General features: G+C 62.6%; 21 protein-coding genes and 2 pseudogenes. 9 read left to right on the top strand and 14 right to left on the bottom strand.

Going from position 1 to position 25,599, the window contains the following annotated elements:
* Positions 1 to 77 precede the first annotated feature (77 nt).
* Positions 78 to 1,727, top strand: coding sequence for an ATP-binding response regulator (locus J3P88_RS15040; RefSeq protein ID WP_434576197.1), 1,650 nt, complete (start codon positions 78 to 80; stop codon positions 1,725 to 1,727).
* Here the strand turns inward: J3P88_RS15040 and J3P88_RS15035 are convergent.
* The 3 genes and pseudogenes from J3P88_RS15035 to J3P88_RS15025 form a co-directional block, all read right to left on the bottom strand.
* A pseudogene (locus J3P88_RS15035) lies at positions 1,708 to 2,181 on the bottom strand (methyl-accepting chemotaxis protein); the annotation flags it as partial. The gene J3P88_RS15040 and the pseudogene J3P88_RS15035 sit on opposite strands and share 20 nt — an antisense overlap.
* Before the next feature lie 162 nt (positions 2,182 to 2,343).
* Positions 2,344 to 2,973, bottom strand: a pseudogene (locus J3P88_RS15030) (PAS domain-containing protein); the annotation flags it as partial.
* 174 nt (positions 2,974 to 3,147) lie between these two features.
* A complete protein-coding gene (locus J3P88_RS15025) occupies positions 3,148 to 4,053 on the bottom strand; it encodes a transcriptional regulator GcvA (RefSeq protein WP_434576195.1) in 906 nt (301 codons plus the stop codon).
* A 113-nt stretch (positions 4,054 to 4,166) separates the two neighbouring features.
* Between J3P88_RS15025 and gstA the strand changes: the two genes are divergently transcribed.
* Positions 4,167 to 4,766, top strand: a complete 600-nt coding sequence (gene gstA / locus J3P88_RS15020; protein WP_434576193.1) for a glutathione transferase GstA — start codon at positions 4,167 to 4,169, stop codon at positions 4,764 to 4,766.
* Positions 4,767 to 5,086: 320 nt separating this feature from the next.
* On the opposite strand, the gene J3P88_RS15015 is transcribed toward gstA, so the two are convergent.
* The 4 genes from J3P88_RS15015 to J3P88_RS15000 all read right to left on the bottom strand — a co-directional run bounded on the left by J3P88_RS15015 (position 5,087) and on the right by J3P88_RS15000 (position 9,826).
* On the bottom strand, positions 5,087 to 6,544 hold the full coding sequence (locus J3P88_RS15015) for an amidase (protein WP_434576191.1): 1,458 nt from the start codon (positions 6,542 to 6,544) through the stop codon (positions 5,087 to 5,089).
* A gap of 17 nt (positions 6,545 to 6,561) precedes the next feature.
* On the bottom strand, positions 6,562 to 7,818 hold the full coding sequence (locus J3P88_RS15010) for an MFS transporter (RefSeq protein ID WP_434576189.1): 1,257 nt from the start codon (positions 7,816 to 7,818) through the stop codon (positions 6,562 to 6,564).
* A gap of 12 nt (positions 7,819 to 7,830) precedes the next feature.
* A complete protein-coding gene (locus tag J3P88_RS15005; RefSeq protein WP_186705817.1) occupies positions 7,831 to 8,763 on the bottom strand; it encodes a SphA family protein in 933 nt (310 codons plus the stop codon).
* A gap of 70 nt (positions 8,764 to 8,833) precedes the next feature.
* Positions 8,834 to 9,826 (bottom strand): helix-turn-helix domain-containing protein, encoded by a 993-nt coding sequence (locus J3P88_RS15000; RefSeq protein ID WP_186729295.1) that lies wholly within the window; start codon positions 9,824 to 9,826, stop codon positions 8,834 to 8,836.
* A gap of 150 nt (positions 9,827 to 9,976) precedes the next feature.
* Here J3P88_RS15000 and J3P88_RS14995 point away from each other — a divergent pair, with 150 nt between their 5' ends.
* On the top strand, positions 9,977 to 10,987 hold the full coding sequence (locus J3P88_RS14995; RefSeq protein ID WP_434576473.1) for a GlxA family transcriptional regulator: 1,011 nt from the start codon (positions 9,977 to 9,979) through the stop codon (positions 10,985 to 10,987).
* Between the two features lie 25 nt (positions 10,988 to 11,012).
* On the opposite strand, the gene J3P88_RS14990 is transcribed toward J3P88_RS14995, so the two are convergent.
* The gene (locus tag J3P88_RS14990; RefSeq protein ID WP_434576187.1) at positions 11,013 to 11,954 is read right to left on the bottom strand and encodes a LysR family transcriptional regulator; all 942 of its coding nucleotides are present in this window, start codon (positions 11,952 to 11,954) and stop codon (positions 11,013 to 11,015) included.
* A gap of 678 nt (positions 11,955 to 12,632) precedes the next feature.
* Here J3P88_RS14990 and J3P88_RS14985 point away from each other — a divergent pair.
* The 5 genes from J3P88_RS14985 (at position 12,633) to J3P88_RS14965 (ending at position 17,763) form a co-directional block, all read left to right on the top strand.
* Positions 12,633 to 14,084, top strand: a complete 1,452-nt coding sequence (locus J3P88_RS14985; RefSeq protein ID WP_434576470.1) for a sensor histidine kinase — start codon at positions 12,633 to 12,635, stop codon at positions 14,082 to 14,084.
* Complete coding sequence (locus J3P88_RS14980; protein WP_434576185.1) at positions 14,081 to 14,725, top strand: response regulator transcription factor; 645 nt, start codon at positions 14,081 to 14,083, stop codon at positions 14,723 to 14,725. Before J3P88_RS14985 ends, J3P88_RS14980 begins: the two co-directional genes overlap by 4 nt.
* A 101-nt stretch (positions 14,726 to 14,826) precedes the next feature.
* The gene (locus tag J3P88_RS14975) at positions 14,827 to 15,201 is read left to right on the top strand and encodes a response regulator transcription factor (RefSeq protein WP_186705814.1); all 375 of its coding nucleotides are present in this window, start codon (positions 14,827 to 14,829) and stop codon (positions 15,199 to 15,201) included.
* 236 nt (positions 15,202 to 15,437) lie between these two features.
* Complete coding sequence (locus J3P88_RS14970; RefSeq protein WP_434576183.1) at positions 15,438 to 16,640, top strand: NAD(P)/FAD-dependent oxidoreductase; 1,203 nt, start codon at positions 15,438 to 15,440, stop codon at positions 16,638 to 16,640.
* A gap of 211 nt (positions 16,641 to 16,851) precedes the next feature.
* Positions 16,852 to 17,763 (top strand): LysR substrate-binding domain-containing protein, encoded by a 912-nt coding sequence (locus J3P88_RS14965; RefSeq protein ID WP_186705812.1) that lies wholly within the window; start codon positions 16,852 to 16,854, stop codon positions 17,761 to 17,763.
* Positions 17,764 to 18,477: 714 nt separating this feature from the next.
* Here J3P88_RS14965 and J3P88_RS14960 read toward each other — a convergent pair.
* From J3P88_RS14960 to J3P88_RS14935, 6 genes are all read right to left on the bottom strand, one after another.
* Positions 18,478 to 19,458, bottom strand: a complete 981-nt coding sequence (locus J3P88_RS14960) for an ABC transporter substrate-binding protein (protein WP_434576468.1) — start codon at positions 19,456 to 19,458, stop codon at positions 18,478 to 18,480.
* A 243-nt stretch (positions 19,459 to 19,701) separates the two neighbouring features.
* On the bottom strand, positions 19,702 to 20,871 hold the full coding sequence (argE, locus tag J3P88_RS14955) for an acetylornithine deacetylase (protein ID WP_434576181.1): 1,170 nt from the start codon (positions 20,869 to 20,871) through the stop codon (positions 19,702 to 19,704).
* Positions 20,864 to 21,538, bottom strand: coding sequence for a DUF1028 domain-containing protein (locus J3P88_RS14950; protein WP_186729291.1), 675 nt, complete (start codon positions 21,536 to 21,538; stop codon positions 20,864 to 20,866). The genes argE and J3P88_RS14950 overlap by 8 nt, the downstream gene beginning before the upstream one ends.
* Positions 21,539 to 21,548: 10 nt before the next feature.
* Positions 21,549 to 21,959: a RidA family protein gene (locus J3P88_RS14945; RefSeq protein WP_003201555.1), complete on the bottom strand. Its 411-nt coding sequence runs from the start codon at positions 21,957 to 21,959 to the stop codon at positions 21,549 to 21,551.
* The gene (locus J3P88_RS14940) at positions 21,959 to 23,284 is read right to left on the bottom strand and encodes a flavin-containing monooxygenase (protein ID WP_434576178.1); all 1,326 of its coding nucleotides are present in this window, start codon (positions 23,282 to 23,284) and stop codon (positions 21,959 to 21,961) included. The genes J3P88_RS14945 and J3P88_RS14940 overlap by 1 nt, the downstream gene beginning before the upstream one ends.
* 430 nt (positions 23,285 to 23,714) lie before the next feature.
* The gene (locus J3P88_RS14935) at positions 23,715 to 24,629 is read right to left on the bottom strand and encodes a LysR family transcriptional regulator (protein ID WP_434576176.1); all 915 of its coding nucleotides are present in this window, start codon (positions 24,627 to 24,629) and stop codon (positions 23,715 to 23,717) included.
* Between the two features lie 123 nt (positions 24,630 to 24,752).
* Between J3P88_RS14935 and J3P88_RS14930 the strand changes: the two genes are divergently transcribed.
* Positions 24,753 to 25,592, top strand: coding sequence for a pirin family protein (locus tag J3P88_RS14930; RefSeq protein WP_186705805.1), 840 nt, complete (start codon positions 24,753 to 24,755; stop codon positions 25,590 to 25,592).
* Positions 25,593 to 25,599 lie beyond the last annotated feature (7 nt).

Here is a 25,599-nt window from a genome sequence, read left to right as displayed (position 1 = left end):
CGTTGGGGACAGCGCCAGCCTGCCCCCAACTTTCACCGAGGCTAGCAGCTACGCTTGGAGGCATCAAAAGTCATGAGATGCCAAAGCCGGTGGAAAAGAACAGTGAACTCGACCAGGCCACGTTACGCCTGACCGTCAGCGCCTGTGCGCTCGTGTATATCGGCATCCTGGCCGGCCTGTATCCAGAAGACGCCGCCAGCTACGTGCCCATCATTATTTACATCGGCACGTTCATTTTCGTCTCGGTGTTCCTGCGCATGATCATCAAGCGCTGGGCAGGACACTTCTTCTGGCGACGCCTGTTCACGATGCTGCATGACTACACGGGCATCGCGTTCGCCATGGTGCTGGGAGGTGAAACTGCACTGCCGATCTACGCAGCACTGCTCTGGGTAACCTTGGGTAATGGCATGCGTTTCGGCTCGCGCTACCTGGCGCTGGCAACCGCTATCGCGCTGGCGACCCTGGTGGTGATTTTCTGCCTTCAGCCCTTCTGGCGTACCCAGCCCTACATGTTCCTCATGCTGATCGTCACCACCATCGTGGTGCCAGCCTATGCGCATATCCTACTGACCCGTACCCGTATCGCTTCGGAAGAGGCGATTGCCGCGAACCAGGAGAAGTCGCGCTTCCTCGCCCAGGCCAGCCACGACCTGCGCCAACCGATCCACTCCATCGGCCTGTTCACCGCCTGCCTGCGTGACGCCAGGCTGGGCATGGAAGAACTGCGGCTAGTGGACAATATCGACCGCTCGCTGCACACCGTCTCGCAGTTGTTCCGTTCGATCCTCGATATCTACACCCTGGACCACGGCAAGCTCGTACCGCAGGCCGACACCATTCACTTAGGGACTCTATTGCAAGAAGTGGTCAAGCAGAACACCGAGGCGGCTCGCTGGGCCGGGGTCGAACTGCGCCTGCGCACCTGCCCTCATTGGGTCAACGTCAATCCAGGCATGCTGACCACAATGGTCCGGAACCTGCTGTCCAACGCCCTCAAATACGCGCCTGGCCAGCCGGTGTTGATTGGCGTACGGCGCCGGGGCAAGCGCCTGGCCGTGGTGATCTACGACAAGGGCCGTGGCATCGCCGCCGAACATTTGCCCGAAGTGTTCAAGGAGTTCTACCGCGTGCGCCATGTCCGAGACAAGGATGTCGAGGGCCTTGGCCTGGGCCTGTCCATCGTCAAGCGCATCAGCCAGATACTCGACGTCGATATACACATCCGCTCCAAGGTCGGCCAAGGCACCCAAGTGGCGATCAGCGGCCTGGAGCTGGCGGCGCCAAGGGCCATGGAGCCCAAGGTGACGCCCGTCCAGCATCGTCTGGACGGATTACGGGTGTGCTTGGTAGAGGACGACGCCAACGTTCTGATGGCGACGTCGGCACTTCTGGAAAAATGGGGTTGCGAGGTTGAAACCCACAGCGACGGCGAGGGACTGACCAGCGATGGCGACATTGTCATCGCCGATTTCGACCTGGGCACGAAAGTCTCGGGCGCCGAGTGCATTGCCGCGATACGCGAGCAGCGCGGCTGGCAAGTCCCGGCGTTGGTCATCACCGGGCATGAGATCGAGCGGATACGTCAATCGCTGCACAGCCTGAACATCTCGGTGCTGGCCAAGCCCGTGCGGCCGCCGGAGCTGCGAGCGGTATTGCTCGAGCTCGTCAAGCGCATGGATCGCAAGGGCGTGGACTCAGCTCACCTCAACCCACCCAGCCGATAGCCGTCTTGGGAATCACCTCGGACTCGTCGAGCTTGGACGCAAACATACTCACCGCATCGAGGGCATCGGTGGTCCCGTTCCGGATCTGCACGATGACCGATCCGGCCTGGTCCGCCAGGGTGACGCCACGCAAGGCGCCCTCATGGGTGACGTTCATGCTCGCGACGGCATCGCGGGTTTCGGAGAGGATCATGCCGATCATTTCGGCAATCTCCGACGTGGAGCGACTGGTGCGCCCGGCCAGTTGCCGGACCTCGTCGGCCACCACCGCGAAGCCCCTCCCCTGGTCGCCGGCTCGGGCCGCCTCGATGGCCGCGTTGAGGGCCAGCAGGTTGGTCTGGTCGGCAATGCCGCGAATGGTGTTGACGATGGCGGTGATCTCTTCCGAACGCGCCCCCAGTTGCCCAACCAGGCGCGCGGAGGCGCCGATGTTGTCGGCGATTTCGCGCATTTCCTTGGCGGTTTGATGGATCACCAGAGCGCCCTGTTCAGCCACGCGCTCGGTCTCGGCGGAGATGTGGTAAGCCCGGGACGCGCCGCGCGAATCCTCTTCGAATTTCTCCACCCGCTCGGTGATGTCACTGGCGAACTTCACGATCTTGCACAGCTTGCCTTCGGCGTCGTAGACCGGGTTGTAGCTGGCTTCCAGCCAGACGACTCTGCCGTTCTTGCCGAGGCGCTTGAATTGACCGCTGAAAAACTCACCGGCGTTAAGACGACGCCAGAAATCGCTGTACTCCGAGCTGCCCACCAGGCTCGGTTCACAAAACATCCGGTGGTGCTTGCCCTTGAGCTCAGCCAGTGAGTAATTCATCACATTCATGAAGTTGTCGTTGGCGGTCAGGATGTTGCCGCCCAGGTCGAATTCGATCACCGCCATGGCCCGGTCGAGGGCCGCCAGCCGGCCACGGGTTTCGGCCTCAGTGGCCACTTTGACAGTCACATCGAGTGCGTACTTGACCACTTTCGCGACGCGGCCTTGTTCATCGAGTACCGGGTTATAGCTGGCTTCCAGCCACACGTTCTGGCCTGAAGCACTGCGGCGCTGAAACGTGCCGGACACGAATTGACCGGCGCGCAACTGGTTCCAGAATTCACGGTATTCGGCGCTGCCCGCCAGCGCCGGGGTGCAGAAATCCCGATGGGACAGGCTGGTCACTTGCTCCGCACGGTAGCCCATGGTTTTCAGAAAGTTCTCGTTCGCCCGCAGCACCTTGCCGTCTGGACTGAATTCGATAACCGCCATCGACCGTTCAAGGGCGCCGACCAGTCCTTTGTAGGTTGTCAATTCGGCCGTCCTAGCCGTCAGTTCGTTTTTTAGTGTTTTATTAAACATGACGTACCCTCGGTGAACCCTGAAAGTGACCGGACCTTCTATTCATATCGGCGGGTTGGCTGGGGGCTGAACGGTACGGCGTAATTATGTTTCGGCGCCAAAACCCACCGAATCCATCAACCAGCTTCTAAAGGCCTGCACTTTTGGCGAATCGGCCAGTTCATGAGGGGTGACGAAATAGAAGCCCAGGTCGGACCTCAATCGCAGATCAAAGGGGGCTACCAGTCGTCCAGCCCTCAGGTCATCCTCGACATAGGTTGAGCGACCGATGCACACACCCAGGCCGTCCACCGCTGCCTGTACGGCCATCATGGCCAGGTCGAATGTCAGCCGGCTGCCTTCGGCCAGTTTTGTGGGTTGGCCGGCGGCGCTCAGCCACGCGCTCCAATCGCCGCTGGTCACCCCGCTGATTTGCAACAACGTGTGCTGGGCCAGGTCGTCCGGGGTCCGCAACGCGGTCGGACCGTGCAGCAACCTGGGGCTGCACACCGGGAAGATGTCATCGGCCATCAGCCAGTCGGCACGCACGCCCTTCCAGTCGCCGACACCGTAACGGATGGCCGCATCGATGCCGCCCTTGCGCAAATCCACCCGTTCAGTGGACGCCGTGACGCGCACATCGATAGTGGGACACGCCTGCTGGAACGACGCCAGCCGCGGCAGCAGCCATTTGGAGGCAAATGAAACCAGCGTACTGATCGTCAAGACACTGTTGTTGCGGCTCTCCAGCAACATCTCCGTGCAATAGCGCAACTCATGGAAGGCCGAACGAACGCCGGGGAAATAGGCCTGGCCTTCGTTTGTCAGGGCCAAACCGTCCTTGAGCCGCAAGAACAAGCGCACACCCAGCTCCTCTTCGAGCCGACGAATTTGATGACTGATCGCTGTCTGGGTGACGTTCAGCTCTTCGGCAGCCTTGGTAAAGCTCATGTGTCGAGCTGCCGATTCGAAGGCTTTCAGGCCGTTCAAGGATGGGATTCTGTCGGCCATGGCGAGGGGACGTACTCATGAGATTTTGTCATACGCTAGCACTGAAGATGTCCTTTGAAAATGTTCCGGTCTTCACGGATTCTGCCGGCATATCCCCCATTCTTGAGGAAACCATGGAACTGTACTTCGCGCCCCTGACCTGCTCGTTGTCCCCGCACATCGTGTTGCGGGAATTGGGCTTGCCCTTTGAATTGATCCGGGTCGACAACAAGACCAAGCGCACCGCCGACGGCCGCGACTTCCTTGGCATCAACCCCAAGGGTTACGTGGCCGCCTTGGTGCTGGATAACGGTGAGGTCCTGACCGAGGGGCCCGCCATCGTCCAGTATCTGGCCGATCGGGTCCCCGGAAATACACTTGCGCCGGCCAATGGCACTTGGGAGAGAGTTCGTCTGCAGGAATGGTTGAACTTCATCAGCACCGAGATCCACAGCGGCTGTGCCCCGCTGTTCAATGCCGATATCGCCGAGTCAACCAAGGCAATCTTCAAGGCAAGACTGTTCAAGCGCCTGGACTACCTCAGCCAGGCCCTTGAGCAACAGGATTACCTGATGGGCCGCTTCGGCCTGGCCGACGCGTATCTATTCACCGTTTTGACTTGGTTGCCGTTGTTCAACATCGCGATCGGCGACTGGCCGGTACTGGCGTCGTTCATGGCCCGAATCGCGGCACGTCCCAGCGTCCGGGCGGCGATGGCGGCAGAAGCGGCATAATCCATCCCAGTGCAAACTGACCCAACGCTATCGCGAGCAGGCTCGCTCCCACAAGGGTCGGCGGTGAATTCCGATTTCTTGAACGCCTCGGAACCACTGTGGGAGCTTGCTCGCGAAGATGGCGTTACATCCAACTTCTCCACCAACTGACCCAACGCTATCGCGAGCAGGCTCGCTCCCACAAGGGTCGGCGGTGGATTCCGATTTCTTGAACGCCTCGGAACCACTGTGGGAGCTGAGCTTGCTCGCGATAGCGGAGGGTCAGTCAATGATGAGCCCACTGCCCCAACGCCATAGCAAGCAAGCCCACTCCCACCGTTTCACCGCCGGCAGGCGTTGACCGGCGGCACTCGGCCGCGCCAGGGTTGGGCGCGTTCCAGTTGGGCGGCCAGGGCCAGCAAGGTGTTTTCTTCACCAAAGCGCCCGGCAAAATGCGCGCCCATCGGCAAGCCATTGGCGTTCCAGGACAAGGGCACCGACATCGCCGGTTGGCCGCTGGCATTGAACAGTGCAGTGAATGGCGAATAACTGTGGTAGCGCTCGATCAGTTGGTCCAGGCTCATGCACACATCCTGCAGGTCCAGCTCGCCAATCCGCACCGGCTCGCGGGTCAGCACCGGGCTCAGGATCACGTCGTAATCCTGCATGAATACCGCCAACTGCCGGCCGAGGGCATGAATCCATCCCACCGCCGCGGCATATTGGGCGCCGCTGACGTTGCCCTTGTCCCGCAAGATGATCCGGGTACGCACCTCCAGCTCTTCCGCCTGCACGGCAAACCCGCGCATCTGGCCCAGCAGATCGACATAGTGACGAGAGCTCGCGCCAATGATGGTGAACACATGGTCGAAAAACTCCAGCAACCCCACCGGCAGGCTCACCGGTTCGACACGATGCCCCAGCACCTCGCACAACCGGGCCGCCTCGCCCACTGCCTGAAGGCTCTGTGGTGACGTAGGCCAAGGCCCGAGCTGCTCGACCAGGGCGATGCGCAGCGGCTTGGGATCCGCCTGCACCGCCATCACATAGGGCAACGCCTGGACCGGCGCGGCATAGGGCGCGCCCAGGTCCATCCCGGCGGTGGCATCCAGCAGTGCCGCACTGTCGCGTACTGACAGCGTGATCGCATGCGGCGTGCCCATCCCCGCCCAGCCCTCGCCCATTACCGGCCCCGACGGCATCAGGCCACGGCTGGGCTTGAACCCGAACACACCACAACAGGACGCCGGCACGCGCAATGAACCGCCGCCGTCGTTGCCATGGGCGAACGGCACCACGCGGGCCGCCACCAACGCGGCAGCGCCGCCGCTGGAGCCACCGGCACTGTGTGCGTGGCTCCAGGGGTTGCGGGTGGCACCGAAGCGCGCGGACTCGGTGGAATACGACGTGCCGAACTCAGGCGAGGTGCTGGTGCCCATCACCTGGCATCCGGCACGGCGCAGACGCGTCACGACTTCCGATTCGAAATCCGCCCGACAGTCGCCCAGCGCGCGCGAACCGTTGGTCATCGCCGCGCCAAGCACCGGCGAGAACAGATCCTTGATCAAGGTCGGCACACCGGCCAGCAGGCCTTGGCCAACCTGTGGCGTGCGCGCCGCCTGCCGGGCCGAATCGTACAAGCGCTCGGCCACCGCATTAAGCTGTGGCTCGACCCGTTCCAGGCGCTCGATGGCGGTTTCCAGCAGTTCGCCGGGCTGGACTTCGCCACGCCTGACCCACTCGGCCAGCGCCGTGGCATCTTCACTGTCCATCATTTGGTGAATGTCTTGCATACCCATGTTTCAGGTTCCTTATGTCACGACGATTGATGTGAGCCGACGGTGCTTGCTTGTCCCTGAGCCCTTCTCCGCAGGCCGACAACGACCCAGAGCAGCGCCAAGGCAAAACTGCTCAGGGCCAGCCACTGGATGGCATGACGCAGGTCGCCGGCGAAGACAATTACCAAGGCCACCACCAGCGGACTGACGAATTGGCCGATGTACAGGCACGAGGTAAACCCGCCCATGCCCCGGCCGCGGGTGCTGGCGGTCAAGGCATTCATCACCGGCGCCATCACGTTGGGCACCAGCAACCCCGCCCCCAGGCCCTGGACGAACACCGCCACCAGCACGTCGTTGTAGCTTTGCCCGCGCATCAGCAGCCACAGCCCCAACCCCATCAGGCCGAGCAGCAGCGCGTTGCAACCGGCAATGCCGAAACGCCGGCGCAGCAACGGCCACATCAGTGAACCGCCCAAGGTCGCCAGCAGGCTCAGTCCCGCGGCCAGGCCGATCATGGTGCTGGAGGTGATGCCCAGGCTGACCAACAGCGTCGGCGCCTGGATCGGCATGACGAACGTCAGGACCATGCCGCCCAGGATCATCAGGTAGCCGGCCAGCAGTGGCAGCACGGCAACCTTGGCCGGCCCCGACGCGTCGACGCGCGGCTCGGTCAGTTGCGGCTTCGCCACCGGCGGTTCCCAGAGCACTTTCAGCATCGCCGGCACCAGCAGCAACGGCAGCAGATACAGCAGGAACGGCGCGCGCCACGAATGCTCGCCGAGCACACCGCCCACCACGAAAAACAGCGCGCCCACCAGGCCGATGGTCACCACCTGGCGATTGACGTAGCGCAGCCGCTCCTCACCCTGCCAATAGTCGGCGATCAGCGTCGCGCAGCAGGTCATCACCGCCGCCTCCGTGCAGCCGAACAACAGCCGCGCGCCCACAATCGAAGGCAGGCTCTCGAGCATGGCCGGCAACGCGCCGAGCAAGGCGTAGAGCACCGTGGCAATCACCAGCAAGGCCTTGCGCCCGACCCGGTCGGCCAACCAGCCCGCCAAAGGCGCGCACACGGCAATCGCCAGGGCCGGGCCGGTGATCGCCAACGGCACCAGCAGATCGGCCCGCGGTTCCAAGGGGCCGAATTCGGCGCCCAACCTGGGCAGGATGGGCGTGACCATTACCGCGCCCATGATCGTCAGGCTGCTGCCCAGCATCAGCACCCCGCCTTCGCGCCAACCGGCCTGGCGCGACGGAGTGGCCGCCGGTGAAACGGAATTTGACTGGTTCATGGCGAGCCTCTTTTAGAAACTGTGAGAAATACGCAGCGCCGTGGTGTAGCCCTCGGCGCGGTTTCGCGCATCGAGCTCCTTGTAGACGTGCAGCCACACCGGGGGTATGCCGGGCTTGAAGTAGCTAACCGCCGGCCCGACCGCCAACACCCGGGCGCGATTGCCCGCTTCCAGGCCCGGCGCATCGTCGTCGGTGAATTGCCGGTAGTAAAAACCGCCCACGCCGACGGTCCATGGGCCGACGTGTTGGCCCACGGCGAATTCGTGACGGTACTCGACGCCATTCTTGTAGTCGGTGGCGTGGTTGCGCGTATTGATGTCGGCTTCGAAGCTCGAAGACACCTCGAAACCGCTGTCGGAGATGTACGTGGCGTTGAGGATCGGTGAGAAGGTCCAGTGGTTGAGACCCGGTGAGATCAAGCGATCCTTGTCGTAGTCGCCCGTGGGGGCCTGGATCTGGAACTGGGCGTTGACGAACAGGTTCGGCGACAAGGTCCACTGCAGGATCACCGGCAGCACCTGTATATCGGCCATGCGGAACGGATCGGCTTCCAGGTCCAGCGGGCCGATGGGTGTCTGCACCCGTACCGAGGCGTCCATCTGGAAGAACGGCACGACGGCGCCGAAGCCGTACTTGGCGCCCAGCACGGTGTAATCGGTCATGTGCATGTAGGCGACGCCGAGGGACAAGATATCCAGGGACAAATTGTTGTCCACGGACTTACCGTGACGATCCTTCTGCACGTTGGCCGAGTAGAACGCGGTGCGCAGGCCGACGGTGCCAAAGGGCGTGGCCGGCGGCATCATCCCCGCGCCGAAGTCGTAGACCCCGAACGCCGTGGTCGGCGCACCGTTTTCGGTGCCATGGGCAGCGCTACAGACAGCGATCAATCCCAGGGTTAACCCAGTACAGCGCAAGACGTTGGTTTTATTCTTCTGATTCATCGAATGCCCCTCCCGACCATGTGGTGTAGGGGTCATCCTAGGGAGCCGGCCAGTCAGCCGTTATCCGTTTTCAGCACAGATGCGTGCGACGCAGGGTTTGTGAAGGTGTCTCGCCGAACAGCACTCGATAGTCGCTGGAAAACCGGCTCAAATGCCAGAAGCCCCACCGTGCCGCCACCTCCTGTACACCTTGGGCATGGCCGCCGCTGCGCAGTTCACGACGCACGGCATTGAGGCGCAACGCCCGCAAATAGGCCACGGGGTTGATGCCCAGCGTCTCCTGGAAGCAATACTGCAGTTTTCGCCGGCTGGCACCGATGTGGTTGCACAGGTCGAGGATCGACAGCGGCTCATCGACATGGGTCAAGGCATATTCCCGAGCGCGGTCGACCATGCGCTTGCGCGCCGTGGGGTTGAGCGGCGGCGCCTCATCCGGTGCCACCAGTTCCAGTATGTGCAGCATCACCGTGTCACGCAGGCCACGGCGGATCGACTCGTAACCCAGTAACGAGTCACGCCCCTGCTCGCCGCCTTCAAGCTCATCGAACAACGCCGTAAGCTCGGCGGGCAACGTCGAGTTGCCGAGACGGTAACACTTGGGAAGATCGGTAATTCGAAAGCGACTGCCCTGTCGTTCCAGCACATGCTCCAACGCCTGCTCGTCGATGGCGACACCGAGCAGGTCCAGATGTTGAGGCGTGCGCAGCTCAGGCAGGTTATGGCCACGGGCAACCAACAGGCTGGACTCGACAATCGGGTGCCCGGAGCAAAAGACCGGCCCGTCCGCACTCAGCGGCACGCTGAAAGTGATGGACCCCTCCCAGGCCATGCCTTGCTTGGTCAGGGCCTGGTTAGAGCGGTCGCGCACCAGCTGCATCCACTCCGAGCGGAACTCGATCAATTCACCGTCGAAGCGCCCGGGGGTCAACTGGTCATAGCAAACCTGCCAACCGCCCATGTTCCGGGCGTGCTCGTCGATGTCCGTGGTGCGAAACCGATTGATCGGCAGCATCGGCAACCCATCCGACGAGACCACGGGCTGCGCCATGTTGTCATTGTTCATTGACCCGACCTTTGATGATTCCAGGGCTTATGGATCAAACCCAGGCAAGTTCCATTCCGCCTGGCAGGCCACTCGTTCAATTGTGCCGAAAACGGATAGACTCCTTCACCTCTCCTGACAAAAATCCAGCGCGAAGCGATCATGAACGAAATGACCCTGGATATCGGCATCGTCGCCGAGTCCATTTGCCAACCGCGCACTTTGGTATTCCTCGCCTACCCGCAGATGGGCCTGCTGGACCTGACCGGCGCCCAGACCGTGTTCTGGGCCGCCACCAAAGCCATGACCGAACGCGGCCTGCCCGGCTACGCCATGCACACCGCCAGCCTGGCAGGCGGGTTGATGCAAAGCGCCGAGGGCCTGGTCGTGGCTACCCGTGCCCTGCATGAACTTGATGGGACGCTCATCGACACCCTGATCGTCCCCGGTGCACCGGACATACGGCAGGCAATGATCGACTGTGTCGACCTGGTGCAATGGCTGCGCGATGCTTCGGCCCAGGCCAGGCGCACCGCATCGGTGTGCAGCGGCACCTTCCTCATGGCCCAGGCCGGGTTGTTGGACGGACGCCGGGCCGCCACCCATTGGGCCATGTGCGAGATGCTCAAGAGTGGGTTCCCGTCGATCGAGGTGGACCTCGATGCGATCTTCATCCAGCAGGGCAACGTGTGGACCTCGGCCGGGGTCAGCGCCGGCATCGACATGGCCCTGGCATTGGTCGAAGCCGACTGCGGTCGCGACGTGGCCTTGCAGGTGGCCCGTGAGCTGGTGGTGTTTCTCAAGCGCCCCGGCGGGCAGGCGCAGTTCAGCCAACTGTTGCAATTGCAGATGCAGGAGAGCGCCGGGTTCGACGAGTTGCACGTCTGGATCTCCGAACACCTGGACGACAATGACCTCACCGTCGAGCGGTTGGCCCGCCAAGCCAGGATGAGCCCACGCAATTTTGCCCGGGTCTACAAACGCCACACCGGGCGAACCCCGGCCAAAGCCGTGGAAATGTTCCGCCTTGAAGCCGCGCGTCGAATGCTCGAAGACTCCCAGCGAAACATCGACCAGATTGCCTGCGCCTGCGGCTTCGGGGACGAGGAACGAATGCGCCACACCTTCCAGCGCCACCTGTCGATTTCGCCCCGGGAGTATCGCAACCGGTTTTCCCGCTGAGCGCGAGCCCTGCGGCGTCGTCCTGTCAGGCCACTTGCCTGGATCCCTCCTGCGACTCGCCCTGCTCGGCCAGGAGCGCGCTGCAACGGGAACGCAACCAACGCTCCCCCGGATCATTGTGCGAGGCGCCGCGCCAGACCATGGAAAGCGCGTGCTGGGGCAAGCAGATCGGGGCCGCTTGCGCGCGCATGCCGGTCGTCACAGCCATGGCGTGGGCAACGTAATCCGGCACGATGGCGATCATATCGCTCTCGGCCAACAGCATGGGCAAGGCGCTGAACTGCGGCACGGTCAAGACCACCCGGCGCTGGCGGCCCATCAGGCATAACGCGCGGTCCGAATCATCGATGACATTGCCCATGGACGACACGACGGCATGGGGCCGACGGCAGAATTCGTCCAAGGTCAGTTCGCCGGGCTGCGAGTCGGCGCGTAACAGCATCGGCCGAATTGGCCGCAGTGTCTTGCGCCGGGCATTGGCCGGCAGTTCCAGGGTTGGGCTGATGCCCAAGGAAATCTCGCCGCTGGCCAACAGTTGGGATACCTGCCATTGATCGGCCCGGCGCACCACCAAGGTGGTGCCAGGTGCCTCGACCCGCAGGCGGCGCAACAGCTCCGGCAGCAACGCGTACTCGACGTCATCGCAAAGGCCGACATGGAAGGTCGCCTCGCTGGTGGCCGGCTCGAATGCCTGGCAACGGCTCAAGGCAGCGGCGATGCCGTCCAGGGCCGGTGACAGATTGGAGAAGATTTCCCGCGCCCGGGAGGTCGGCTCCATCAACCGTCCGGAACGGATGAACAAGGGGTCATCGAACATCAACCGCAGCCGCGCCAGGGCGCTGCTGATCGTTGGCTGACCGAGAAACAGCTTTTCGCTGACGCGGGTCACGTTTCGCTCGTGCATCATGGTTTCGAAGACCACCAGCAGGTTGATGTCAGCACGACGCAGGTCATTTCTGTTCATCATAGTCGTCGCCCCAGGCACCAGGCCATTGAGTCAGGAGTGGACACGTTCATCGCCTGCGTCCTCCATCAAGGCCTGCGGCGACGAGGTGTTGAAAGCGTAATCCCCGCGGCGCACCCGGTCTGTTGTACGTGGGGACACTCGTCTCACCCTTTGGGCCATGCCATTGATACTTCGGTATACACCCACGCCGGACGCCCCCTGCCTTTGTGGCGAGGGAGCTTGCTCCCGCTGGGCTGCGCAGCAGCCCCAACACTGTCAACGCGGTGTGCCAGGTTGATCCAGTCCGCTTGGATTGGGGGTGCTTCGTACCCCAGCGGGAGCAAGCTCCCTCGCCACAGGTTTGTGTTTTGTTGGCCGATGGCGTGGATTGTTCAAATCCCATTATTTGCGCCCCCAACCTGTGGCGAACAGTGCACTTTGTGGCGAGGGAGCTTGCTCCCGCTGGGCCGCGCAGCGGCCCCCTCTTTGTCACGGCCTGGCGGAATTTCAGGGTTTTATGTCCTACCTCAAGCAAAGCGGCGCTTCGTAAGATACGAACCGATGCTCTGCCCCCGACATCCCAGAGCGAGACCATGTAATAACAGAAGGTCTGCCAGCGTGCCCCTACCCTCCGCGATGCTCAAGCATGTCTATGACAGCCTGCGATACACGCCAAGCCAGGGTGGGTCTCGGCCGTCGATGGGCATCAGCACCCACCCACTGGTCAATGCCCTGGGCTGGGCGGTGGGCCTGGTGGTGGCCTGCGGGATTTTCATCATCAATTCCGAAACCCATTCCGACCTGGCCCCGACCCTGCTGTACATCACCTTGTTGTTAATGGCAGCCAACCTGTTTTCCATCAACCTGGTGATCACCGTCGCGCTGATGTGCATGGGCCTGCTCACCGCGATGTTCTTGTACAACGGCGGCTATCACCGCTGGGAATCGACCACCGGCTTCTTCCGCTGCCTGACTGCATTGTCGGCGATCGCCTTCCTGGCCTTGCGCAGCAAGCGGGCTTGCGACAATCTACGGCACAACGAGGTCTACCTGATCGGCGCCCAGCGCCTGAGCCAGACCGGCAGTGTGGGCTTTCGCGGTGATCGGCAAGCGCTGTCCTGGTCGCTAGAGTCGGCAAGGATCTTCGAGTACCCGCCCAACAAGACACCGACAGTGTCGATGATGCTCGAGCGCACCCACCCTGAAGACCTGGAGTTGGCTCGTGGGGTTTTCCTACAGGCCGCCGCTGGCGAACCGCAGATCGAGGTCAAGCTACGCCTGCTGATGCCGGATGGACGCATCAAGCACATCCACATGATCGCCAGCCCCCTGTTGCTCCAACACGGCCGATGCCAGTACCTCGGCGCACTCATGGACGTGACGGCCAGCAAGCAGGCCGAAGAAGCGCTGTTCCGCGCCCAGAGCCAACTGGCCCACGTCACGCGCTTGACCTCCCTGGGGGAAATGGCCGCGTCCATTGCCCACGAGGTCAACCAGCCGCTGACGGCCATCACCAGCAGCGGCGAGGCCTGCCGCCGGTGGCTCGAACGCCCCAAGCCGGACCTTGGGGAAGCCTTGGATTGTCTCGATCGGATCGTCGCCAACGGCTGTCGCGCCAGCGAGGTCATCAGCGGTATCAGGGCGCTGTCGCGCAAGTGCGATCCGTTGCGCCAACCCGAGGGACTGGACGACATCGTTCGCGAGACGCTGAACCTGGTCCAGCAGCAACTGGCGCATCATAAAGTCCGGACGAAGGTGGACCTGGCAGCGCCCGATGGCCGGATCAGCGCGGACCGGGTACAACTGCAGCAAGTGATCATCAACCTGATCATCAATGCCTGCCACGCCATGGATGGGGTCAAGGTCCACGAACGAACTCTGCACATACGCACCTGGACGGAGAATGACGAAGTGCTGCTGGAGGTGACCGACCACGGAACCGGCATTGCGCCCGAGGTCCTGCCGTCATTGTTCAATGCGTTTTTTACCACCAAGGAAAACGGCCTGGGGATGGGCCTCTCCATCTGCCGCTCCATCATCGACTTCCATGACGGCAGGATCTGGGCGACCAGCGAGGCCGACCAAGGCACCTCGTTCAGGTTCGCGCTGCCACGGCTCACTTGCACCGCTCTGTCGGCAAGCAGCCAATGAACGCCATAACGAGCCCGGTCATCGACAACGGCCCCATCGTCTATATCGTTGACGACGACGCACCGCTGCGCCAATCCCTTGGTAGCCTGCTGCGCTCCATCGGCCTGCAGGTCCATCTGTTCGGTTCGGTCGCGCAGTTCATGGGCCATCCCAGGCCAGACGTGCCCAGTTGCCTGGTGCTGGATGTCCGGCTGCAAGGTACCAGCGGCCTGGATTGCCAACGGCAGCTGGCCGCCGCCAATGTTCTATTGCCGATCGTGTTCATGACCGGTCACGGTGACATCGCCATGACCGTGCGGGCGATGAAAGCCGGTGCCGTGGACTTCCTCGCCAAACCGTTCCGCGAACAAGACCTGATCGACGCCGTGACCGCCGCCCATCACCAGGACCGCCAGCGGCGCGAGTCCGAACGCGGCCATCGGCAAGTGCTTGACCGTCACGCCACCTTGACGCCCCGGGAACAGCAGGTCATGGCGCTGGCGGTGTCGGGCCTGATGAACAAGCAGATCGCCGGGGAACTGGGCTTGAGTGAAATCACCGTAAAAATTCACCGCGGCCAGGCCATGCGCAAGATGTGCGCGCGCTCGTTCGCCGATCTGGTGCGCATGGCCCAGGTGTTGGAACTGCGCGGCAAGCATTAGAAAGTTCATACCCACGTATACTTGGCGGAACCATCGGACGGCGTATCTTGCAGTGACACGGGCGCCTTTATGGCTACCTGATATCACCTCCAGGTATCGACATGTCCAACACGGCAATTATTTCAATCATTGATGACGATGAGTCAGTTCGAATTGCATTGGATGGCTTGTTACGTTCCCATGGTTACCAAGTTAAAACATACGCCAGCGCCTTGGATTTTCTATCTTTTGGTGAACTTGAAAGCACGGCGTGCCTGATATCGGATGTTCAAATGCCCGGCATGACCGGTATTCAAATGTACGATCGATTGGCGACCCTGGGCATTCTTATCCCGATCATCTTCATCACTGGATATCCCGGCGTCCCCCCTCGTGTCAGCGTTGCTGCACCCAAGCCAGTGGCATTTTTCCCGAAACCCTTTGACTGCGCTGAGTTGATCGCCTGCATCGAGTCGGTACTCACCCGGTCTGCTTGACCACTGCGCCCCTTCATACCTTCGTATAGATCACCCCTACCCAGGCATAGCCCCGATGACCTTATGTAGAAGTGTTAAACACAGGTCCTGCCAATAAGCTTTCCCACAGCGAACCGAAACTGAATGTGCTCGATATCAATTCATTGAAGCCCGGCATTTTTGGAGTAGTTCGCGACACGGTCACGCTGAAACAGTTAAACAAATCAACGTATCGATTTTGTCTTCGGGAGCTCATCATGAAACAACATATTCTGGTTGTTGGCGCAGGTTTCGGCGGAGTCTGGAGCGCATTGAGCGCCGCCCGCCTACTGGACCAACACGATCGCAATGACGTGCAGATCAGCGTCCTGGCCCCCCAGGCTGAACTGCGCATCCGACCTCGCTTCTACGAGCCAGACGTCCATACCATGGCCGCACCGCTGGGTGACCTGTTCGACGCGGTGGGCGTGAAATTCGTCCAAGGCTCGGCGAGCAGTATCGATGTCGACAATAAGCGGGTTGGCTACGTGGATGTGTTCGGCACCCAGGGCACCCTGGGCTACGACCGCCTGGTGCTCGCGGCGGGCAGCCAACTGGTTCGCCCTGACCTCGAAGGCATGATCGAGCACGCCTTCGACGTTGATGAAATCGAACAGGCCACCCGTCTCGAGGCCCACCTCAAATCCTTGAAAAATCTGCCAGACAGCCCGGCCCGCAACACGGTGGTGGTGGCTGGCGGCGGCTTTACCGGGATCGAAACCGCCACCGAAATGCCCGCACGCCTGCGCGCTGTCCTCGGCGAGGACGCGGACATCCGTGTCATCGTGGTGGATCGCGGACCGCAGATCGGCGCAGCGTTGGGCGACGGTATTCGTCCGTCCATTGTCGAAGCGTCCGAGCACCTGGGTATCGAATGGGTCCTCAACGCCTCGGTCGAGTCGGTGGATGCCGGTGGCGTTACCCTGTCGAGCGGCCAGCGTATCGAGTCCCATACCGTGATCTGGACCGTGGGGTTCCGCGCCAGTCCGCTGACCCAGCAGGTTCCCGGCACCCGTGATCGCCAGGGTCGCCTGCACGTCGATGCCAACCTGAAAGTCCTGGGCCAGAACGACATATTTGCCACCGGTGACGTGGCCTACGCCGCCACCGACACCCTGGGCAACTACGCCGCGATGTCCTGCCAGCACGCCATCGCCCTGGGCCGCTATGCCGGCAATAACGTCGCGGCCGACTTGCTGGGCGTCGCGCCGATAGCCTACAGCCAACCCAAGTACGTGACCTGCCTGGACCTCGGTGCCTGGGGCGCGGTGTATACCGAAGGCTGGGATCGCCAACTCAAATTGGTCGGGCAAGAAGCCAAGGAGCTCAAGACCCAGATCAACACCGTGTGGATCTATCCGCCGGCGGCTGATCGCGCGGCCGCCCTGGCCGCGGCCGACCCATCGATTCCGGTGGCCTGAGCCCCGTATCCGACCCCGGCCAGTCCCTCCTTTCTGCGCCGGTCTTTCCCGGACGCCTGCCAACGATACTTGGGCAGGCGTTTTTTTTAGGCGCACGTCCCCAAGCCAGGTTGAATATCGTCACTGCCCAGCAAAATCCGTAGCAATGCCCGCCCCTTACGCCTTGTGCACAAGGTAAGGTAGGCAGAAATCATCCGGATCGAGGTGTGCCGTGGCGTCCTATTCCTTGCGTCAGCTGAAGTACTTCGTCACCACCGTCGAATGTGGCAGCGTCGCTGAAGCGTCCCGCAAGCTGTACATCGCCCAACCGTCGATCGCCACCGCCATCAAGGGCTTGGAAGACAGTTTCGGCGTGCAACTGCTCATTCGTCATCACGCCCAGGGCGTATCGTTGACGCCCGGTGGCGCGCGTTTCTACCGCAAGGCCCAGGAGCTGTTGCGCATGGCCCGGGAGTTCGAGCAGAACGCGCTGGCCGACAACGACGTGGTCAGCGGGCAGATCGACATCGGCTGCTTCGAAACCGTCGCCCCGCTCTACCTGCCGCGGCTGATCGCCGGTTTCCGCGAGCGCTTTCCCGGGGTGGAAATTCGCGTACAGGATGGCGAACAACAGGAGCTGGTACAAGGCCTGACGGGGGGGCGTTTCGACCTGGCGATCTTCTATGAACACGACCTCGACAGCACCATCGAGACCGAAGCACTGACGGCACCGCAACGCCCCTATGCGCTGTTGCCGGCGGGCCATCGCTTCGCCGATCAGGCCCAGGTGTCGCTGCGTGACCTGGCCCTCGAACCGATGATCCTGCTGGACGTACAGCCCAGTCGCACCTACTTCGTGAGCATCTTCGAAGAGCTGGGCCTGACGCCCAACATTGTGTTCAGCTCGCCGTCCATCGAGATGGTCCGAGGCATGGTCGGCCAGTCCTTCGGCTTCGCCGTACTGGTGACCCGCCCGCACTCCACCTGCACCTACGACGGGCAGCACCTGGTGTGCGTCGACATCGCCGAGGACGTGACCGGTTCGGCGCTGGTGGCCGGCTGGCTCAAGCGCGCCCACCTGACCAAACCGGCCCAATTGTTCGTGGATTACTGCAAAGAACAGTTCAAGCAATGGCTGGCCTGATGCCCATGCCACCACCCCGCCAGACATTAATCCTTGTGGCGAGGGAGCTTGCTCCCGCTGGGCTGCGAAGCGCCCCCAAAACAAGCTGACCCAATCAACCTGGCACACCGCGGTGAACGCGTTGGGGCTGCTGCGCAGCCCAGCGGGAGCAAGCTCCCTCGCCACAAAAAGGCTGTGTTCGCCACAGGTTCGGTCTTTGCAAGTGAATGGGGTTTGAATGCCCCACACCACCGCCCAGTCAAACACTAGACCCTGTGGCGAGGGAGCTTGCTCCCGCTGGGGTGGCGAAGCGCCCCCAAAACAAGCTGACCCAATCAACCTGCCCCCCCGCGGTGAACGCGTTGGGGCTGCTGCGCAGCCCAGCGGGAGCAAGCTCCCTCGCCACAAAAAAACGGGGTTCGCCACAGGTTGGTGGTCGCCAATAATGGATTTTGAATAACCCACACCACCGCCCAGTCAAACACTAGACCCTGTGGCGAGGGAGCTTGCTCCCGCTGGGGTGCGAAGCGCCCCCAAAACAAGCTGACCCAATCAACCTGGCACACCGCGGTGAACGCGTTGGGGCTGCTGCGCAGCCCAGCGGGAGCAAGCTCCCTCGCCACAAAAAGGCTGTGTTCGCCACAGGTCGGTCTTTGCAAGTGAATGGGGTTTGAATGCCCCACCCACTCTCCCGCCATACACAAAGCGGGGCTCGTCAAAAGCGCGGTTCGCTGTCTAGCGAGCCGCCCAGGCATTGAACCGTTGTTCCAGTTCCTCGCCATGATCGACCCAGAATTCCGCGTCCACGGCTTGGGCTTCAGCCAGGTTGGCCTCGGCGGTGGGCAACTGTTCCTGTACCGCCGTCGGCAACAACGCCAGTGTCTTGCGGTGCACCGGCCCATAAGGGATGTTTTCCGAAAATACCTTCTGGGCCTGCGGCTGGCTGGCAAAGGCAATGAACTGCTCGGCCAGGGCCTTGTTCGGGGTGCCCTTGACCACGGCCCAGTACTCCGGGTCGTACAGGCTCTGGGGCCAGACAATGCTCAACTTCATGCCTTCCTTCTGCGCCGACGCGATACGCCCGTTGTAGGCCGCACTCATCGCCACGTCCCCCGCCACCAGCCATTGCGCCGGTTGCGCGCCGGCCTCCCACCACTGGATGTTCGGCTTGATCTGGTCCAGTTTGGCGAAGGCCCGGGATACGCCTTGGGGAGTGTTCAACACCTTGTACAAGTCCTGGGACTTGACCCCATCGGCCAGCAAGGCGATCTCCAGGGTGTACTTGGCCCCCTTGCGCAGGCCGCGCTTGCCCGGGTACTCGGCGACGTTCCAGAAATCCGCCCAGGACCTGGGTGCCTTGGCGAGCTTGGTCTGGTCATAGGCCAGGACCATCGACCACACATAGGTGGCGACACCACACTCATTGAGCGCACCCGGCACATAGTTCGCCGGGTCGCCAAGGCCTGTCAGGTCGAGCTTTTCGAACAAGCCTTCCTCACAGCCCCGCAACAGCTCCGGGCTTTCCACTTCGACCACGTCCCAACTGGTGTGACCGGCCGCGACCATCGCCTTGATCTTCGACAGCTCACCGTTGTATTCGCCGGCCACAATGCTTCCTGCACCGCTGGCGTTGAAGGGTTGGAAGTAGGCCTTGTCCTGGGCCTGCTTGGTGGCACCGCCAAAGGAAATCACGGTCAAGCTCTGGGGCGCGGCCATGACGCTGGAACTCAACAACGCCAATGCACACGCAATATTGCAACGCAAGGATCTGGACATGGAGCGGTTCCTCGAAAATGCCGGCTCGCCCGCACGAGCCGGCGACGGGACTCAAGGGTGGCCGTAAGCGCGGGCGGTGTGGTCTACAGCAATAAGGCTCTGGTCGGCCCATTCGTTGATGGCGGCATGACGGGCCGCCAGCATTTTCCTGCAACGGAAATCGTTCACCTCGGCATCTCCTGGTCACGGACCATTGGGTTCACTGAGATAGCTCGCCAACCGATCCATCAAGCGATCGCAGGCAGCCATTTGTTCAACGCTCACGTACTCGTCGGGCTTGTGCCCCTGGTCCATGCTGCCGGGGCCACAGACCACCGTCGGCACGCCGGCCTGGTGAAACAGGCCGCCTTCGGTGCCAAAGGCGACGGTGCTGAAAGCGTCGCTGCCGCACAGTCGCGCAACCAATTGGGCGGCCGCGCTTTCAGGCGAAGTGGCCAGGCCCGGGTAGGCCGACAGCGGCTCGAAACGGATCGCCGTATCCCCCGCCACCGCCTGCATCGCCGGCAGCAGGGTCTGTCGCGCATAACCTTGCAATTGCTCGACCACCACGTGCGGATTGAAATCCGGCAAGGCGCGCACTTCGAAGTCGAAACGGCAATCGGCCGGAACAATGTTCAATGCCGTACCGCCCTGGATCACCCCGACCTGCACCGTGGAAAACGCCGGGTCGAAGCGTGGGTCGTGCCGTGACGGCTCGGCCAGCTCTGCACCGATCTCGCCCAGTCGACCTATCAGGCGCGCGGCCTGCTCGATGGCGTTGACACCGTAAGGTGCATAGGCCGAATGGCAGGCCGCGCCTCGAACATGGCAACGCATCGCCAACTTGCCTTTGTGCCCCAACACCGGTCGGAGTTGGGTGGGTTCGCCGATCAGGCACAAGGCCGGTTGAGGGATGCGTTGTGGCAACACCTCCAACAGGCTGCGCACGCCCAGGCAACCGATCTCTTCGTCATAGGAAAACGCCAGGTGCACCGGCCGGCTCAGCGGGCTGGACAGAAACATCGGCACCGCCGCCAGCACCGAAGCCAGATATCCCTTCATGTCCGCCGTACCGCGCCCGAACCATTTTCCGTCTATCTCGGTCAGTCGGAACGGATCGACCGTCCAGGCCTGCCCGTCCACCGGCACCACATCGGTGTGCCCGGACAACACCACGCCACCGGGCACCGACGGGCCAATGCTCGCCAGCAAGTTCGCCTTGGTTCCCTCGGCGTTGTAGATCAGCTCGCTATCCACGCCCAGCCCTTGCAAGTAGTCGCGCACGAACTCGATCAAGGCCAGGTTCGAATCGCGGCTGACCGTGGCAAAGCCCACCAACCGTTCGAGCAACGCCCGGCTGCGCAGCTCACTCATCACCCGGCACTCCATAACTCGGCGCCAGGGTCGGGTTGAGCGCGCGGGTCAGGTAATCCTGCAGTTGCGGCTGATAGGCGAGCCAGAGCTTTTCCAACTCGCCGATGGGGTTTTCCTCGGCCCAGTCCACCCGCAAATCGACGACGGGCCACGTCAGGTCATCGACCACCGACAGCGCTGCCGAATGCACCGCCCCAGCCTCCCCGCCCGCCGCCTGCCCGGCCTGTAACGCACTCATCAAGCGTGATGCAAGGCAGCCACCGCCCTGCTCGAAGGCGGTGACCATGGCCTCGATCACCGCAGCGTTGGCCAATAGATTGCCGGCCGCCACGCATTGCTCACCGGCCACGGCGTTGTGAGTGCCCAAGGTATGTTCGCCGCTGAACATCGCCGTGCGGCCCTCGGCATCGATTACCGCCACCTGGCGGTATTGGCTGTAGCCGTTACGCCCCAGGATCCGCTCCAGCGCCGCTTGCGCCACCTGGCCACCGGCCAGTTCATCGAGCACCTGCGGCCCCAGGGCCGGCAGGGTAATGTTCTGACTCGACACCGCGCCGACCCCCGCTCGCAACCAGGGGCACCGGGCGCCGACGGCAATGCTTGAGGAGCTGATGGCGATGCCCAACTGGCCGGTTTCGGCACAGCGTCCAACGATGGAAAAGGTCATGCTCCGCTCCTTATTCAGGGATCACCGCGATCACGTCGATTTCCATCAGCCACTGTGGCTGGCCCAAGGCGCTGACCACCAACCCGGTGGAAATCGGAAACACGCCCTTGAGCCACTTGCCGACCTCCTGGTACACCGGCTCGCGATAACGCGGATCGATCAGGTACGTCGTGGTCTTGACGATGTGGCTCAGGTCGCTGCCGGCCTCTTCCAGCAATTGCTTGACGTTGCGCATGGCCTGCTCGGCCTGGGCGCGGGGATCGCCAAGGCCCACCAGTTGACCGTTGAAGTCGGTGCCAACCTGGCCGCGCACGTAGACGGTGTTGCCGGCGCGCACGGCCTGGCACAGGTCGTTGTCCAGCGTCTGGTTCGGGTAGGTGTCCTTGGTGTTGAACATGCGAATACGTGTGTGAGTAGGCATCAGCGGACTCCCGAGAGACTGGTTTTCGAACGGTGCGAATCACTACCGAGTGCCGGGGCCTGGCGCTGGGCGGCATCTTGGTAGGCGAGGTAAATGCGTTGCTTCACGATGTGGTCGGCAATGTGCCGGGCGTCATGCCAGACACCCCAGATGAACGCCGAGCCTCGACGTGACAGCCAGGGCAAGCCGACGAAATACAGGCCCGGCTCGCTGGAAACGCCGCGTTGATGGCGAGGCTTGCCATTGGCGCCGAGGGCGTCGACCTTCAGCCAGCTGTAATCCACCGAGTAGCCGGTGGCCCAGATGACGCTGGTCACGCCGGCGGCCAACAGGTCCAGTTCCAGGATCGGCTGGGTCAGGCATTGCGGGTCGGGCAGCAAGTGACGGGCCTCAGGTTCGAGGGGCAGGTCCAGGCCGTTGCGGGCAATGTAGGCGTCGGCGGCATCCAACAGCGCCAGGTAGTTTTCGTCGCCACGAGCGATGTTTTCGGCGAGATTCGGTTCGAAGGTCACCACGCTGCCGTTGAACGATTGGGTCAGCCCCACCAGGGTGATGCCCTCGTGGGCCAACCGGCGAAAATCCACGGTATGGCCGCCTCGGGCACCGCTCACCGCAATGGTGACGTGCTCCTTGCCCGGCTTGACCGCCTCCGCATCCCACTCGCCCAACACGCCCAGCCACCAGCAGAAATCGCGATTGCGATAGGCCCGTGGCGGACGATCGTGGGCACCCACCGAGAGATAGACCTGCTTGCCGGCGCGCTGCAGCTCATCGGCGATCTGCACCCCCGACGACCCGGCACCCACCACCAACACGGCCCCTTCGGGCAATTGCCCGGGGTTGCGATACTGGGCCGAGTGAAGCTGGGTGACCGACGTCAGATCCGGCGCAATCGGTGGAATCACCGGCCGTTGGAAAGGCCCGGTGGCGACCACCACATGGATCGCTTCGATCTGGCCTTCGGAGGTTTCGACAGTGAAGCCCGGCCGGCCGACATTACGCTCGACGCCCCTGACTTCCACGCCGGTACGGATCGGTGCGTTGAACTTACGGGCATAGGCTTCGAAGTAATCGGCCACTTGGTCCTTGGTCGCGAAGGCATCCGGGTCGAGCCCTTCGAATTCCAACCCTGGGAAGCGGTCATGCCAGGCCGGCCCGTTGGCCACCAGGGAATCCCAACGCGCCGTGCGCCAGGCCTCGGCAATGCGGCTTCGCTCCACGACGAGATGAGGCACACCTTGACGGCTCAAGTGCTCACTCATGGCCACGCCGGCCTGGCCGGCGCCTATCACAAGCGTATCGATACGTAGGGTTTCATCGGGCATGTCTGTGCACTTCCGGCAGTAGGTTTGATTCAGGCGGGCATGGCGCCGCCTCGGGTTTGGTTTTCTTGTTGTTCTGCGGTTGCGGTGATCGAGATGAGGTGTCGAGGCGATTGTGTTGGCAGGCGGGGATTTGCGAAACGAGGGTTTTTGTCGTTGCTGGGAAGGAAAAAAATGGGCTACTGCGCGGGTGGGATGGTCACGGCAACAAGGCGCGTCTCATTTGGACTTGATAACGGGAACCTGTGGCGAGGGAGCTTGCTCCCGCTGGGCTGCGCAGCGGCCCCAAACCCGTCACCGCGGCCAGTCAGGCGGATAGCGTTCAGCTTTTTTAGGCTGCTGCGCAGCCAGCGGGAGCAAGCTCCCTCGCCACGGTATTCCGGTGCGGCAGACAATGGCTTATCCCGCCACGACGCCGGCCTGAGTGACTCACTCACTGCATCCGCGCCGGAAACGCCTTGAGTTCCAGCTTCTCCATCACCAACCCGATGAACGCCGAAACCGCCAGCGGCAACTGCCGCCGGCTCGGATAGAGCACATTCAGGCCGAAGCCGATGCGTTGGTATTGCGGCAGCACCCGCACCAGCCTTCCGGCTTCCAGGTCGAGGCGGCTCAGCGCCCCTGGCAACACGGCGATGCCCAGGCCGGCGACGGTCGCCCGGCGCAACGCTTGGGCGGTGTTGGCGTGGAATCGGCTGGCGATCTGCACGTGCTCCTCAATGCCGCCCGGACCGACGAATCGCCAGTCGGTCAGGCCGCTGGGCTGGGCGAAGCTCACGCCGTCGTGGTGAGCCAGGTCCTGCAGCGAACGCGGTGCGCCACGTGCGGCAAGGTAGGCAGGACTGGCAACCATGCCGTCGCCGTCATTGCTGAGCAGTTGGCGACCGACATACCCCGAGTCCTGCAACGGACCGCCGCGAAAGGCCACGTCGATGCGGTCGGCAATCAGGTCGACCCGGGCATCGCTGAGCACGAAATCAAGTTGCACTCGCGGATGCGCGGCTAAAAAGTCGGCCACCCACTCCATCGGGAAGAAATCGAAAAAATCCGCCATCGCCGCAATGCGCACCAGGCCACTAGGCGCTTCGCCGTCCATCATCAGTTCCTGCCCTGCGTCCATCAAGCCGTCCACAGCGTCCACGCAACGCTCATAGAATCCCTGGCCCGCATGGGTCAACGTGAGCTTGCGGGTCGAGCGCTGCAGCAGTCGTGACGCCAACTGCGCCTCCAACTGCTGGACCCGTCGGCTGACCGTGTTCGAAGGCATGCCCAGCCGCCTGGCCGCTTCAGCGAAGCTGCCACTGCGAACCACCTGGACGAACAGCGCAACATCGTTGAGATCGAGCATGGCGCGCACATTCCTTCGATTTATGGATGAGTTCAATCCGATTGTATCGACTAATCAAACCATTGGCAGGCACTTATCCTTCGCCCATCGAGGTCCAACGCCCATGATTCGGAGGCAAATCCCATGAACAGCATCGTCGCAGCGCCACCCCGCGCCATCGTCCATCGCACTGCTGGCAGCAGCCATGGGCCAATCACCCGGCTCATGAGCCCCGGCGACCTGGGCCAGCTCTGCAAGCCATTCGTGTTTCTCGATCACTTCGCCTTCAACGCCGATGCCCTGCAAAGAGGTTTCGGCATGCATCCGCATTCCGGGATCGCCACGCTGACTTACATGATCGAAGGCCAAGTGATCTACGAAGACACCACCGGCCAGTCCGGCACCCTGCCCAGCGGCGGCATGGAGTGGATGCAGGCCGGCAACGGCGTATGGCACACCGCTCGACCGGTTGCGGGTTCGCCGATCCAAGGCTTCCAGCTCTGGGTTGCGCTGCCGGCGGCAGAAGAAAATTCTCCGGCCCGCAGCGTCTACCTGGCCCCTTCCGAGATTCCCCGTGAAGGTCCGGCGCTGGTGTTGCTTGGCGAATACGGCGCAGCCCGCAGCAGCGTCGCCTCCCCGGCAGGCATGAATTACCTCGCCGTGCAGTTGCAGGACAACGAGCACTGGCGCTACACGCCGCCGGCCGGGCATACCGTCGCCTGGCTGGCGGTCAACAGCGGCGGCCTCAGCGCCAACGGCAAGGTCAATGCCGGGGAAATGGTGGTGTTCGAAGAATCCGGCGCGGCCATCGACATCGTTGCCCGGGGCGCGACTTCCTTTGTGCTCGGTTCGGCGGTCAAGCATCCCCATGGCCTGGTGATGGGCTACTACTCGGTGCACACCAGCGAGGCCGCCCTGGAAAAAGGCGAGAAAGAAATCCAGCGCATCGGCGCCCTTTTGCAACAAGAGGGTCGGTTGGCCTGACCGACCC

Source organism: Pseudomonas sp. Z3-6 (assembly GCF_051131985.1).
GTDB classification, from domain to species: Bacteria; Pseudomonadota; Gammaproteobacteria; order Pseudomonadales; family Pseudomonadaceae; genus Aquipseudomonas; species Aquipseudomonas zanjanensis.
The sequence above is the reverse complement of the archived record's forward strand: the minus strand, read 5'-3'. Positions and strand labels throughout refer to the sequence as shown.

What these genes read in the sequence shown, in the direction of transcription:
- J3P88_RS15015 (WP_434576191.1), bottom strand. Translation starts at nt 6,544, where the DNA reads ATGGGTATGCAAGACATTCACCAAATGATGGACAGTGAAGATGCCACG.
- J3P88_RS15005 (WP_186705817.1), bottom strand. Translation starts at nt 8,763, where the DNA reads ATGAATCAGAAGAATAAAACCAACGTCTTGCGCTGTACTGGGTTAACC.
- J3P88_RS14980 (WP_434576185.1), top strand. Translation starts at nt 14,081, where the DNA reads ATGAACGCCATAACGAGCCCGGTCATCGACAACGGCCCCATCGTCTAT.
- J3P88_RS14950 (WP_186729291.1), bottom strand. Translation starts at nt 21,538, where the DNA reads ATGACCTTTTCCATCGTTGGACGCTGTGCCGAAACCGGCCAGTTGGGC.
- J3P88_RS14930 (WP_186705805.1), top strand. Translation starts at nt 24,753, where the DNA reads ATGAACAGCATCGTCGCAGCGCCACCCCGCGCCATCGTCCATCGCACT.
- J3P88_RS14940 (WP_434576178.1), bottom strand. Translation starts at nt 23,284, where the DNA reads ATGCCCGATGAAACCCTACGTATCGATACGCTTGTGATAGGCGCCGGC.
- J3P88_RS15040 (WP_434576197.1), top strand. Translation starts at nt 78, where the DNA reads ATGCCAAAGCCGGTGGAAAAGAACAGTGAACTCGACCAGGCCACGTTA.
- J3P88_RS14970 (WP_434576183.1), top strand. Translation starts at nt 15,438, where the DNA reads ATGAAACAACATATTCTGGTTGTTGGCGCAGGTTTCGGCGGAGTCTGG.
- gstA (WP_434576193.1), top strand. Translation starts at nt 4,167, where the DNA reads ATGGAACTGTACTTCGCGCCCCTGACCTGCTCGTTGTCCCCGCACATC.
- J3P88_RS14990 (WP_434576187.1), bottom strand. Translation starts at nt 11,954, where the DNA reads ATGATGAACAGAAATGACCTGCGTCGTGCTGACATCAACCTGCTGGTG.
- J3P88_RS14945 (WP_003201555.1), bottom strand. Translation starts at nt 21,959, where the DNA reads ATGCCTACTCACACACGTATTCGCATGTTCAACACCAAGGACACCTAC.
- J3P88_RS14985 (WP_434576470.1), top strand. Translation starts at nt 12,633, where the DNA reads ATGGGCATCAGCACCCACCCACTGGTCAATGCCCTGGGCTGGGCGGTG.
- J3P88_RS15000 (WP_186729295.1), bottom strand. Translation starts at nt 9,826, where the DNA reads ATGAACAATGACAACATGGCGCAGCCCGTGGTCTCGTCGGATGGGTTG.
- J3P88_RS14995 (WP_434576473.1), top strand. Translation starts at nt 9,977, where the DNA reads ATGACCCTGGATATCGGCATCGTCGCCGAGTCCATTTGCCAACCGCGC.
- J3P88_RS14960 (WP_434576468.1), bottom strand. Translation starts at nt 19,458, where the DNA reads ATGGCCGCGCCCCAGAGCTTGACCGTGATTTCCTTTGGCGGTGCCACC.
- J3P88_RS14935 (WP_434576176.1), bottom strand. Translation starts at nt 24,629, where the DNA reads ATGCTCGATCTCAACGATGTTGCGCTGTTCGTCCAGGTGGTTCGCAGT.
- argE (WP_434576181.1), bottom strand. Translation starts at nt 20,871, where the DNA reads ATGAGTGAGCTGCGCAGCCGGGCGTTGCTCGAACGGTTGGTGGGCTTT.
- J3P88_RS14975 (WP_186705814.1), top strand. Translation starts at nt 14,827, where the DNA reads ATGTCCAACACGGCAATTATTTCAATCATTGATGACGATGAGTCAGTT.
- J3P88_RS15025 (WP_434576195.1), bottom strand. Translation starts at nt 4,053, where the DNA reads ATGGCCGACAGAATCCCATCCTTGAACGGCCTGAAAGCCTTCGAATCG.
- J3P88_RS15010 (WP_434576189.1), bottom strand. Translation starts at nt 7,818, where the DNA reads ATGAACCAGTCAAATTCCGTTTCACCGGCGGCCACTCCGTCGCGCCAG.